Origin of the sequence: Brucella tritici, from assembly GCF_008932295.1 — a bacterium.
GTDB lineage: Bacteria > Pseudomonadota > Alphaproteobacteria > Rhizobiales > Rhizobiaceae > Brucella > Brucella tritici.
This window is the reverse complement of record NZ_WBWA01000006.1, coordinates 44,717-56,980: the sequence shown is the minus strand read 5'-3', so window position 1 is coordinate 56,980 and position 12,264 is coordinate 44,717. Positions and strand designations below refer to the sequence as shown.

The following is a 12,264-nucleotide window of genomic DNA, read 5'->3' as shown; positions in this document are numbered from 1 at the left end:
CTTCGCACTTTTGCTGGAAATGCTTAAATTGCCACAATCATTGCCGTGAAGCCGTGTTTCTGCCGTATTTTGCCCCCAAGGGCTAGAACCAGAAATGCCGCCGGAAATCGCCGGTTGCACTTGGCCGCAAGAAAATATTAACCATACTTCTTGAGCCTGTCTTAACCTCAATATGATTATTGGATGGTTACGCAGGAACATCAAATCTTAAGGAGCTCCGGCCCATGCGCCGTATCCAGTCGATTGCACGTAGCCCGATCGCTATTGCCCTTTTCATGTCGCTCGCCGTTGCCGGTTGTGCGTCCAAGAAGAACCTTCCGAACAATGCCGGTGATCTGGGTCTCGGTGCAGGCGGCGCAGCAACGCCGGGTTCCTCGCAGGACTTCACGGTCAATGTCGGCGACCGCATCTTCTTCGATCTCGATTCTTCGCTGATCCGCGCCGATGCACAGCAGACGCTTTCCAAGCAGGCCCAGTGGCTGCAGCGTTATCCGCAGTACTCGATCACGGTCGAAGGTCATGCCGACGAACGCGGTACGCGTGAATACAACCTCGCTCTCGGCCAGCGCCGTGCGGCTGCCACCCGCGACTTCCTCGCTTCGCGTGGCGTCCCGACCAACCGTATGCGCACCATCTCCTACGGTAACGAACGTCCGGTCGCAGTTTGCGACGCCGACTCGTGCTGGTCGCAGAACCGTCGCGCCGTCACCGTTCTCAACGGTGCAGGCAGCTAATCTGCGGGCACCTGACAGTGTTACGGAAAAGCGGCTTTCGAGCCGCTTTTTTCGTTTTTGACCGCCTGATTGGTCGTTTCGACAAACTTTGGCCGAAGTCGCACTTGTCATAGTGAGCGTCAAAAGGCCCTTGCTTTTCGCATTACCCGACGCAAAACCGCTTCGCACTTTTGCGGGAAATGCTCTAAAAGCGGAGCTGAAGCATGTCTCCCGAAAGTGGGAAAAACGGATGGAGCGGTTCCAACGAGCCATGTTCCAACCGGAACGGTTCTCGTCATGCGGCAACCATGTTCAGCGCCTGTTCAGGCGTGGTACTCGATTATCCCGTTCACCCCGACTTAGATGGGTGAATCGGATGGATGAATTAGCAGGGGCAAAAGGGAATGAGGAAACCAATGAGGAAAGTGACGCTGGCAATTGCCATGCTGCCGCTTTTGGTGAGTGCTCCGGTTCTGGCGGCATCTGTTTCCTCGCAAGGGGGAATTCAGCTTGCGCAGGCTGGCGCTCCCGGCGGGGATCAGTTTTCGCAGCAGGTCTGCAATCTGGCACATCAAAACGCCCAGTCCTATGCACGCATCTTGCAGCTTCGTGACAAGATGCTGAAAATCCAGCGCGACAACGAAGCGCGTTTTCAGGCATTGGAGAAGGGGCGTGGTGGCGGACAGAATCGCGTCAGCGTCGGTTCGACGGCAATTCTCGACGACGCCATGCGTGATAATGGCAGCGGCGGCGGGCAGGGCGGCGGCTATCAAAGCCCTGGCTTGCAACAGGAGCTGGTGCGCAACCTGACCGGCAAGGTCGAGGACGTGGACGCCCAGATTTCGTTTACCGACAATCAGTTGCAAAAGACGCAGGAAGACAATGAATTCCGGTTTGAAGAACTGGAAAAGAAGAACGGCGTGACCTCGCCCGCTTCCAGCGGTGCGTCTCAGCCAGCTCCTGCTGCAGCATCGCCGGGGGCTGATCTCTGTGCGCAGGGCATGGGCAACCCCGCCGGGATTGCGGATGCATTGAGTGCACGTGCTGAAGCCATGAATTTCCAGATCCTCGAAATGCAGGATCAGATGCAGAAGATGCAGGAAGCAAACGAAAACCGCTTCCAGTTTCTGGAAACCGGCAAGCGCGCGGATACGGATGTCCAGCAAGCTGGCGGCGACACGTCGCTCGCCGATGCCGGTTCCAGTCAAGACACCAGTTTGGGCAACAACGGAAACCTCGATGGCGGGGTTTCCGGAAGCGCTCCACAGAATGGCGGATATGACGCTTCTTCGCAGGCTGCGGCCAGCCAGTCTTCTGGCGCCGATTCCATGGCTATTGGTTCGAATACGCCCGCTCAGGGCGGACCGGCACGTGGCGAACCGCCGCAATCGCTGGGCTCCATCCGGTTCGACGCCAGTGGCAATGTAATCGGCGAAACGCTCGATGCCACACCACGCACGGCGCAGCCGGGTGCGGCACCCGGCGCTACGGCAGGCGATACCGTCGCATCGCTTCCGACCGACGATAATCCCAATTCGCTCTATCAGGCGTCCTATCAATATCTGATGTCGGGCGACTACAAGGCAGCGGAAACCGGTTTTCGCGAGCATGTGAAGCGCTATCCGGCGGACCCCAACACGGCGGAAGCACGCTTCTGGCTGGGGGAAACGCTTTACGGTCAGGGCCGTTATCCGGAAGCGGCGACGGTATTCATCGATACGCAGCGCGATTATCCCGATTCGAAGCGCGCGCCGGAAAACATGTTCAAGCTCGGCATGACGCTTGAAAAAATGGACAATCGCGATGTTGCCTGTGCGACCTTCGCGCAGATTCCGGAACGTTACCCCAAGGCAGCGCCTGCCATTTTGAAGCGCGTTGCCGATGAGCGCAGCCGCGCAAAGTGCTGATTGCGGAGTTATTTCGTGGGGCTTAGCCCAAGCAATATTTCCAGATTATTCGAGTCATTCGGATTTGAGAAGGCAAGTGCCGTCATAGCCGCCGTTTCTGGCGGCAGCGATTCTCTTGGCCTGCTTTTTCTCCTCCGGGACTATATGGCCATGCTCCAGAACCCACCCCGGCTGATTGCCGTGACGGTGGATCATCGGTTGCGTGCTGAATCGAAGGCCGAAGCCGAGAATGTTGGCCTGCTTTGCCGACAATACGGGATTGAACACCGCATTCTCGTCTGGGACGACGCCAAACCGGCAAGCGGGCTTGCTGCTGCTGCGCGCACGGCGCGCTATCGGCTGCTGGTGCAGGCAGCGCGGGATGCAGGTGGCGCCTTCATCGTCACCGGCCATACGCAGGACGATCAGATCGAAACCTTTCTGATGCGCAAGGAACGCAGCGCCCACGCCGAGGCGCGCGGGCTTGCGGCCATGTCGGCGCGCTCGTTGCTGGACGGTCTTGGGCTCGAAGGCTCGGTCGAACTTGACCGTCCTCTGCTTTCCGTTTCCCGCCAGGCCTTGCGCGATGAATTGCAGGGCAGGGGTATCAACTGGGTGGATGATCCCAGCAATGCCAATACCAAATATGAACGTCCGCGGATTCGTCTGGGTATCGCTGCGGAGGCAGACAGGCAGACTGTACTCGACCAGATCGCTGAGGCTGGAGCGGCACGTGAACGGGACAATGCGGCCTTGATTGCTGCGCTGGGCAACCCGGCGAGCCTGCGCGTTGATGTGACCGATGCCTTGGTCGATCCGCAGCTTTATGCAGTGCTTCCTGACAATGTGAGACGGCTCTTCGCCGGATTGCTGGCAGCAATCGCTGGCGGACGCCGTTTCCTGCCGGGCGATAGCGAGCGCTCACGCATTGAGCGGGTTCTGTCTGGAGATGATGACAATCATCGCCTGACCGTATTCGGCGCCCTGATCGAGCGCGGCGACAACGGTGCACCGCATCGGTTTCTTCGTGAAAAGCGTAATCTGCCGAAGCTCCGTCTTGAGCGGGATAAGCCAATTATCTGGGACGGCCGGTTCCGTTTCTTGAACGAAGGCAAGATGGATTTCGAACTCGCTGCACCGGGGCGGCAGGAACTTGCCGACTTCCTGAAGTCGCAGAACGTCGAAATCGAATCTCGAAGACGTGAGGCCTTGCTGGTTTCGCCAGCTCTTTACCGAGATGGCAGGCTTTTCGCCCTGCCGTTCCTGCCAGACGAGAATTTTCTGCAAGACATTCATATCGAACGGCATTTTGCGATCTTCGATCACGTGTTGCCGGGGCATGATTTCGACCTTGCAAAGGCCGTGGAAGCCCGCATCGGGCGTATCTGCGCGGAAATGTCCTAATTTTTGTAAACCAGAGTGCGAAGAATCGAGGATGCGGGGTCGAACGCGCCTTGGCAAGGCCATCCTTCGATCCTATGTTAGACCGAAACATCGTTCCGTGCCCGCGGAATGGCCGTGGTATCGATTGGACCCGATATGAATCCGAACTATCGCAACTTCGCCCTTTGGGCGATCATTGCTCTTCTTTTGATCGCGCTGTTCAACCTGTTCCAAAGCCCAGGTCAGCGCTCCAATTCCCGTGAAGTTTCCTATTCGCAATTTATTGACGACGTATCCAACGGTCGCGTGAAATCGGTCACGATTACCGGCCAGCGGATCAGCGGTACTTTTGCTGACAATGGATCGACCTTCCAGACCTATTCGCCGGGCGATACAGGTCTTGTTTCGCGCCTTGAAAGCAAGGACGTCGCGATCACCGCGCGCCCTGAAACCGATGGTTCCAGCTCGCTGATCGGCATTCTCCTGTCGTGGCTGCCAATGATCCTGATCCTTGGCGTGTGGATTTTCTTCATGCGCCAGATGCAGGGTGGTTCGCGCGGTGCGATGGGCTTCGGCAAGTCGAAGGCCAAGCTTTTGACGGAAGCGCATGGCCGCGTTACTTTCCAGGACGTTGCCGGTGTGGACGAAGCCAAGCAGGACCTTGAGGAAATCGTCGAATTCCTGCGCGATCCGCAGAAGTTCCAGCGTCTGGGCGGCAAGATTCCGCGCGGTGTGCTGCTCGTTGGCCCTCCCGGTACCGGTAAGACGCTTCTGGCGCGCTCTGTTGCGGGTGAGGCCAATGTGCCGTTCTTCACCATTTCCGGTTCGGACTTTGTTGAAATGTTCGTCGGCGTTGGCGCGAGCCGTGTCCGCGACATGTTCGAACAGGCCAAGAAGAACGCGCCTTGCATCATCTTCATCGACGAAATCGATGCTGTCGGTCGTCATCGCGGCGCTGGTCTCGGCGGCGGCAATGATGAACGCGAACAGACGCTCAACCAGCTTCTGGTCGAGATGGACGGCTTTGAGGCCAACGAATCGATCATCCTGATTGCGGCGACCAACCGTCCCGACGTTCTCGACCCCGCACTGCTGCGTCCGGGCCGTTTCGACCGTCAGGTTGTGGTTCCGAACCCGGATATCGTCGGTCGCGAACAGATCCTCAAAGTGCATGTGCGCAATGTGCCGCTCGCACCCAATGTCGATCTCAAGGTTGTCGCACGCGGCACGCCGGGCTTCTCCGGTGCCGATCTCGCCAACCTCGTCAACGAAGCTGCCCTTATGGCCGCACGCCGCAACAAGCGCCTTGTGACCATGCAGGAATTCGAAGACGCCAAGGACAAGATCATGATGGGCGCGGAACGCCGCTCCGCCATGACGCCGGAAGAAAAGGCCAATACGGCTTATCATGAAGCAGGTCACGCCATCGTCGCGATCAATGTGCCTGCTGCTGATCCGGTCCATAAGGCGACGATCATTCCGCGCGGTCGCGCGCTCGGCATGGTGATGCAGCTTCCCGAAGGCGACCGTTATTCGGCCACCTATACCTGGATGGTGTCGCGTCTTGCCATCATGATGGGCGGCCGTGTGGCTGAAGAGCTGAAATTCGGCAAGGAAAACATCACTTCCGGTGCATCTTCTGACATCCAGCAGGCAACCAAGCTTGCCCGGTCCATGGTCACCCAGTGGGGCTATTCCGACAAGCTTGGCCGTGTGGCTTATGGCGACAATCAGGAAGAAGTCTTCCTTGGTCATTCGGTGTCGCGCACGCAGAATATTTCGGAAGAAACCGCGCAGATCATCGATGCCGAAGTGCGCCGCCTGATCGACGAGGCCTATGCCGAGGCGACCCGCATCCTGACCAAGAAGAAGAAGGATTGGATCGCGCTTGCCGAAGGTCTGCTCGAATATGAAACGCTCTCCGGCGACGAGATCAAGGAACTGATTGCAGGCAACAAGCCATCTCGCGATCAGGGCAACGATACGCCGTCGCGCGGTTCGGGCGTGCCGAAGGCAGGAAGCCCGCGCAAGCGCAAGGGTAGCGAGCCTGGCAACGAACCAGGTATGGAGCCACAGCCGCAGTAAGCTGCTCGAAGTTGAATAGAGGAAGCCGGGCTTGGTCCCGGCTTTCTTGCTATCCGGCTTTGTTGGGGCTTGCCGCAAAGGCTCGTTAAGGATTTCGGCGCATCATATTGCGTCAGATTACGACTTTGGACGTGGGACGGTCGAACTTGCCGCCAAAGGCGAAATTGCATTTGTGAGGGTTTTTGCGTTAAGAACAGCGAAAATCTGCTGTCGGCCAACCGGCGGCCATTGCTCGCCGATCATTTTGGGCGACATATATTTGAAGGCATAGAGAGCGGTTCATGGCTCAGCGTAAGGCGAAACAGATGACACGGAAATATTTTGGAACCGATGGCATTCGCGGACAGGCAAACAGCTTTCCGATGACACCGGAAGTTGCCATGAAAGTCGGCATGGCGGTCGGTCATATCTTCCGTCGCAAGGGGCAGGCCTCGCGCGTGGTTATCGGCAAGGATACACGCCGTTCGGGCTATATGCTGGAAAACGCGCTGGTGGCCGGTTTCACTGCTGCCGGTATGGATGTGTTCCTGCTCGGCCCGATCCCGACGCCTGCCGTCGCTATGCTCTGCCGCTCGTTGCGCGCCGATATCGGCGTCATGATCTCCGCGTCGCATAATCCATTCTATGACAATGGCATCAAGCTTTTCGGTCCGGATGGGTACAAGCTTTCCGACGAGATCGAACTCAAGATCGAGGCGATGATCGATGGTGATCTGACCTCTTATCTGGCCAGCCATGGTGATGTCGGCCGCGCCAAGCGCGTTGACGGCGACATCTACCGCTATATCGAATTTGCCAAGCGCACGCTGCCGCGCAATATCGACCTGAACGGCCTGCGCGTCGTCGTCGATTGCGCCAATGGCGCTGGCTACAAGGTGGCCCCTGCCGCTCTGTGGGAGCTGGGTGCTGAAGTCATCACCATCAATAACGAGCCGAACGGCATCAACATCAACGAGGATTGCGGTTCGACGCATCCGATCGGCCTGATGAAGAAGGTTCACGAAGTGCGCGCCGATGTTGGCATTGCGCTTGATGGCGATGCGGATCGTGTCTTGCTGGTCGATGAAAATGGCACTGTCATCGATGGCGATCAGTTGATGGCTGTTATTGCTGAAAGCTGGGCTGCAACCGACCGCCTCGAAGGCGGTGGCATTGTCGCAACCGTCATGTCCAATCTTGGACTTGAGCGCTTCCTTGCCGACCGCCATCTGACGCTGGCCCGCACCAAGGTGGGTGACCGTTATGTGGTCGAGCACATGCGCGAACATGGTTTCAATGTCGGCGGCGAGCAGTCCGGCCATATTGTTCTGTCCGATTTTGCGACGACGGGCGACGGCCTGATCTCCGCGCTGCAGATCCTCGCGGTTGCGCAGGAACAGGGCAGGCCGATCAGCGAAGTCTGCCGCAAGTTCGATCCGGTGCCGCAGCTTCTGAAAAATGTTCGCACCGCTGGCGGCAAGCCGCTGGAGAACAAGCGCGTGAAGAGCGCAATCGACGAGGCAACCGAGCGTCTTGGCGTTCAGGGCCGTCTGGTCATTCGCCCATCCGGCACGGAGCCGCTTATTCGTGTCATGGCAGAAGGCGATGATCGTGGTCTGGTGGAAAAGGTCGTCAACGACATCATCGACGTGATCTCCTCCGAAGGCAGCGCTGCCGCCTGATTACTTCACGACCAATTTCAGCAAAGGCGCGGGTTTTGTCCCGCGCCTTTTTGTTTGGAGCGCATCCTGAAAGTGAGCGCGGTTTTCGCGATGCCCGTCGGGACAGTCAGGTCACTTGCTGTAAATTAGCAAGCGTTAATGAACTTGGTAAAAAAACAAGGTTAAGTTGTATTTAACTTTTGCCGAATAGTCTCCCCTCAAACATCCGTACCGTCGCTTTCGGCGGCGCGATTCTTCGATGGGGCAGACATATGAAAAGTCTTACGAAAACTCTTTTTGCCGGTGTGGCGGCATCGGTTGCCCTGATGGCTGTGGCGTCTGTCGCACTTGCGGCGGATATCATTGAGCCTGTTCCGGAGGTTCCGGAAGTCGTTGTCGCTCCGCCTGCCGTAGGCGGCTGGTATCTGCGCGGCGATATCGGTTACTCCAAGGCCAAGTTCAAGGATGCCGACTACGCGACCATCGATAATTGCGCGACTTGCGGCGGCGGCTCGCCAACCTTCGGCAGCAACACGCTTTACGGCGATCTGAAGGGGTCGTTCCTTGTGGGCGGTGGTGTCGGTTATCAGGTGACGGATTATTTCCGCACCGATCTGACGGTCGACTACATGACCCGCGCCAAGTTCAATGGCCATACCTACGGCTCGGCCTGCAACGGCGATATCAACTGTGCTTCCGATGAGCGCGGCCGGTTCTCCGCTCTCTCTATTCTGGCCAATGCCTATGTCGATCTTGGCAATTTTGCTGGCTTTACGCCCTATGTCGGCGCCGGTATTGGCGGCACTCGCGTGAAGTGGGGCGATCTCGACGACGTTCGTTATGGTGGCACGCAGGAAGGCGCTGCCAACTGGCGCTTTACCTATGCACTCATGGCTGGTGCGTCGGTTGATCTCACGCAGAACCTCAAGCTAGATGCAGGCTATCGCTACCGCCACATCAATGGCGGCAAGATGTTCGAGGGCAATCAGTGGATCGGCGACGGCCACGACAATGGCATGAATGTGCATGATGTGCGCGTTGGCCTGCGTTACATGTTCGGCGGTGCAGGCGCAGCCTATGCCCCGCAGCAGGTTTCGACCATCGTAGACGGTCCGGTTTACAAGTAAAAAAGTAATTTCCGAGACAAATAAGGCCCGGTCATCCGGGCCTTATTTGTTTAGAATCATAGTAAACATATCCCTATATTTATGTGATCTTAACCATGTTCATTCATATGTGATGATACATTCATAAGCGGGGATTTCATCATGTCTATGCAATGGCGTGCGTTCTGTTCGTCGGCTGCCGTGCTGGCCGGATTATGCGTCGCATCGCAGTCTTTTGCCGCCGATCTCGATATGGTCAGCTATGAGCCGGGCGCACCGGTGCAACAGCCGGTCGAGGTCGGGTCCGGTTGGTATCTGCGTGGCGATATCGGCTACAATCTCTCCTCCAAGGTCAAGGTTCAGACCGAGGCGTCTTCGTGGAGCGCATCTCAGAGCTATGATCTGGACAAGAATGTCGTGGCGTCTGTCGGTGTCGGCTATCAGTTCACAGATAATCTGCGCGGCGACGTGACGCTCGGCTATTCCAAGCAGAACCTCGAGGATCTGGACGTCGATGTTCGCAACTGGGACATGATGGCCAACGCCTATGTCGATCTCGGCAATTATTACGGCTTCACCCCTTATCTCGGTGCGGGCCTCGGCTTCGCCAATGTGCGCTATTCCATCAATACGGCCTATGGTGACTACAAGACTGATGATGATTATCGTCTCGCCTGGGCGCTGATGGCGGGTGTGGGCATCGACGTGGCATCCAACATCAAGCTCGATATCGGCTATCGTTATGGGGTCATCGAAGGTGCGGATATTGCAAGCGCCGCAGGACTGACGCTCAGCGACAAGGATATTCAGTCGCATCAGTTGCGCGCTGGTGTGCGCTTTACGACCTGGTAATACCAAGTCTCATCGAGATTTGGTTAAGCCCGTGCGGCAATTGGGCATTTTCAGGGCGTGATAGGTTAGCACCTTGGCGTCCTGCTATAATTGCGGCGGGCCTTCGGGCCCGCTTTGCAATTCATTATTTCAGCTATATCGAATTTTTCGTTTTCATATGCGGCCCAAATCCTTACAGGTGACAGAATGCGTTGAACGCATTTCCTGAAAAGGAGAGGGTAATGAAAGCGATTGCAGCATTTTCAGATTTCGTAGGCCGGACATTCGCTGTCTGGGTCATTGTTTTTGCCATTCTGGGTTTTGTACTTCCATCTACATTCAGCGTCTTTGCGCCGTGGATCGTGGTCCTGCTCGGCATCATCATGTTCGGGATGGGCCTGACCATTTCCGGCAAGGATTTTGCCGAAGTCGCCAAAAGACCTTTCGATGTCGCCATCGGCGTGCTGGCTCAATTCATCATCATGCCGCTTCTTGCCGTATTGCTGACGCGCATCATTCCGATGTCGCCGGAAGTGGCTGCAGGCGTCATTCTGGTCGGTTGCTGCCCCGGCGGAACGGCCAGCAACGTGATGACCTATCTGTCGAAGGGCGATGTGGCGCTGAGCGTCGCCTGCACAAGTGTCACCACACTGCTGGCGCCACTCGTGACGCCGTTTCTGGTCTGGTTCTTCGCCAGCCAGTATCTGCCGGTCGATGCGATGAGCATGTTCATCAGCATCGTGAAGGTGATCCTTGTGCCTCTGGCGCTTGGCTTCGTCCTGCAGAAACTGGTTCCGGGCCTCGTCAAGGCAGCAGTCCCCATGCTGCCGCTTGTGTCGGTTATCGGTATCGTGCTCATCGTTGCCGCCGTGGTCGCGGTCAACAAGGCTGCCATAGCGGAGTCCGGCCTGCTGATCTTTGCGGTCGTGTTCCTGCACAATGGCTGCGGTCTGCTGCTTGGCTATTTCGCTGCGCGTTTTGCCGGGCTTTCCTTGGCAAAGCGCAAGGCAATCAGCATCGAGGTCGGCATGCAGAACAGTGGGCTTGGCGCTGCCCTCGCCAATGCGCATTTCTCGCCGCTGGCGGCCGTGCCAAGCGCTGTCTTCAGCGTCTGGCACAATATCTCCGGCGCGCTGATCGCAAGCTATTATGCGCGCATGGAAGAAGAACCATCAGAGACGCAAACGGTCACGCGATAATGAAATTCTACCCGCCTGGAGCAATCCGGGCGGGTTTGATGAAAATATTCCCCGAAAGCCGTATTGAGGAAAAATGCACTTTCGGCTATCCCAGTAAGTGGGCCACGTCTCCCCAACGAGACGCGTGCTATCTGAGAGGATAGAAACAACATGACGACGATTGCAAAGCCGGCAGTTCGCCCGGCTAATCCTAATTTTTCATCCGGTCCCTGTGCAAAACGTCCCGGCTGGTCGCTGAATGCGCTGGTCGATGCGGCGCTTGGCCGTTCGCACCGCGCGAAAATCGGCAAGACCAAGCTCAAGGAAGCCATCGACCTTACCCGCGAAGTACTGCAGGTGCCTGCCGATTACCGTATCGGTATCGTGCCGGCTTCCGACACCGGCGCTGTCGAGATGGCGCTGTGGTCCATGCTCGGCGCGCGTGGCGTCGATATGGTGGCGTGGGAAAGCTTCGGCTCGGGCTGGGTCACGGATGTGACCAAGCAGCTCAAGCTCGAAGATGTTCGCAGCTTCGAAGCGCCTTACGGTGAGATTGTCGATTTTTCGCAGGTCGATTTCGACCGCGATGTCGTTTTCACCTGGAACGGCACCACGTCTGGCGCGCGCGTCCCGAATGGCGATTTCATTCCGGCTGACCGCAAGGGTCTGACCTTCTGCGATGCGACCTCTGCCGCCTTCGCACAGCGTCTCGACTTCCCGAAACTCGATGTCGTCACCTTCTCCTGGCAGAAGGTTCTGGGCGGCGAGGGCGCACACGGCATCCTCATCCTCAGCCCACGTGCTGTCGAGCGTCTGGAAAGCTACAAGCCTGCATGGCCGATGCCGAAGATTTTCCGCATGACCAAGGGCGGCAAGCTGATCGAAGGCATCTTCGTCGGTGAAACCATCAATACGCCGTCCATGCTCTGCGTGGAAGATTATCTTGATGCGCTGAAATGGGCGAAATCGCTTGGCGGTCTCGATGCGCTGGTTGCGCGCGCCGATGCGAATTTTGCAGTTCTCGACGGTTTTGTCGCAAAGACGCCGTGGATTGCCAATCTGGCTGTGAAGCCGGAAACGCGTTCAAACACTTCCGTCTGCCTTACGATTGTCGATCCGGAAGTGACTGCCTTGTCTGCCGACGAGCAGGCCGCTTTTGCCAAGGGTATCGTCACCGCGCTCGACAAGGAAGGCGTTGCCTATGATATCGGCGCCTATCGCGATGCACCTTCAGGTCTGCGTATCTGGGCTGGTGCCACGGTGGAAGCTTCCGATCTGGAAGCGCTGACGCATTGGCTGGATTGGGCTTTTGCAACGCAGAAGGCCGCGCTGAAAGCTGCTGCCTGAGCATTTCGTGCATGACGCCGTGGTCCGCGTTGGGGCGGCCACGGTCCGCATCCCCCATTATTCATAGCATTTCCTGAAGCAGATCGGTCTGCGTC

General features: G+C 57.4%; 9 protein-coding genes. All 9 read left to right on the top strand.

Annotation, left to right across the window (positions count from 1 at the left end; all coding sequences use genetic code 11):
- Positions 1-224 precede the first annotated feature (224 nt).
- Entirely contained in the window at positions 225-734 is a 510-nt protein-coding gene (gene pal / locus F9K91_RS08425; RefSeq protein WP_061348035.1) for a peptidoglycan-associated lipoprotein Pal, read from the top strand.
- Positions 735-1,117: 383 nt separating this feature from the next.
- The gene (gene ybgF / locus F9K91_RS08415) at positions 1,118-2,620 is read left to right on the top strand and encodes a tol-pal system protein YbgF (protein WP_151556128.1); all 1,503 of its coding nucleotides are present in this window, start codon (positions 1,118-1,120) and stop codon (positions 2,618-2,620) included.
- Between the two features lie 15 nt (positions 2,621-2,635).
- Complete coding sequence (gene tilS / locus F9K91_RS08410) at positions 2,636-4,003, top strand: tRNA lysidine(34) synthetase TilS (RefSeq protein ID WP_151677625.1); 1,368 nt, start codon at positions 2,636-2,638, stop codon at positions 4,001-4,003.
- Between the two features lie 135 nt (positions 4,004-4,138).
- A complete protein-coding gene (gene ftsH, locus F9K91_RS08405; protein WP_151556167.1) occupies positions 4,139-6,067 on the top strand; it encodes an ATP-dependent zinc metalloprotease FtsH in 1,929 nt (642 codons plus the stop codon).
- Positions 6,068-6,372: 305 nt separating this feature from the next.
- Positions 6,373-7,728, top strand: a complete 1,356-nt coding sequence (gene glmM / locus F9K91_RS08400) for a phosphoglucosamine mutase (RefSeq protein WP_151556130.1) — start codon at positions 6,373-6,375, stop codon at positions 7,726-7,728.
- 251 nt (positions 7,729-7,979) lie between these two features.
- On the top strand, positions 7,980-8,834 hold the full coding sequence (locus F9K91_RS08395; protein WP_061348040.1) for an outer membrane protein: 855 nt from the start codon (positions 7,980-7,982) through the stop codon (positions 8,832-8,834).
- A gap of 141 nt (positions 8,835-8,975) precedes the next feature.
- Entirely contained in the window at positions 8,976-9,665 is a 690-nt protein-coding gene (locus tag F9K91_RS08390; protein ID WP_151556131.1) for an outer membrane protein, read from the top strand.
- A gap of 221 nt (positions 9,666-9,886) precedes the next feature.
- Entirely contained in the window at positions 9,887-10,843 is a 957-nt protein-coding gene (locus F9K91_RS08385) for a bile acid:sodium symporter family protein (RefSeq protein WP_061348042.1), read from the top strand.
- A gap of 150 nt (positions 10,844-10,993) precedes the next feature.
- Entirely contained in the window at positions 10,994-12,169 is a 1,176-nt protein-coding gene (locus F9K91_RS08380; protein WP_151556132.1) for a phosphoserine transaminase, read from the top strand.
- The last annotated feature ends 95 nt before the right edge of the window (positions 12,170-12,264 follow it).

Bases quoted from the DNA above. Each gene is read 5' to 3' on its own strand.
- pal (WP_061348035.1), top strand. From the start codon at position 225: ATGCGCCGTATCCAGTCGATTGCACGTAGCCCGATCGCTATTGCCCTT.
- ybgF (WP_151556128.1), top strand. From the start codon at position 1,118: ATGAGGAAACCAATGAGGAAAGTGACGCTGGCAATTGCCATGCTGCCG.
- ftsH (WP_151556167.1), top strand. From the start codon at position 4,139: ATGAATCCGAACTATCGCAACTTCGCCCTTTGGGCGATCATTGCTCTT.
- F9K91_RS08395 (WP_061348040.1), top strand. From the start codon at position 7,980: ATGAAAAGTCTTACGAAAACTCTTTTTGCCGGTGTGGCGGCATCGGTT.
- glmM (WP_151556130.1), top strand. From the start codon at position 6,373: ATGACACGGAAATATTTTGGAACCGATGGCATTCGCGGACAGGCAAAC.
- F9K91_RS08385 (WP_061348042.1), top strand. From the start codon at position 9,887: ATGAAAGCGATTGCAGCATTTTCAGATTTCGTAGGCCGGACATTCGCT.
- F9K91_RS08390 (WP_151556131.1), top strand. From the start codon at position 8,976: ATGTCTATGCAATGGCGTGCGTTCTGTTCGTCGGCTGCCGTGCTGGCC.
- F9K91_RS08380 (WP_151556132.1), top strand. From the start codon at position 10,994: ATGACGACGATTGCAAAGCCGGCAGTTCGCCCGGCTAATCCTAATTTT.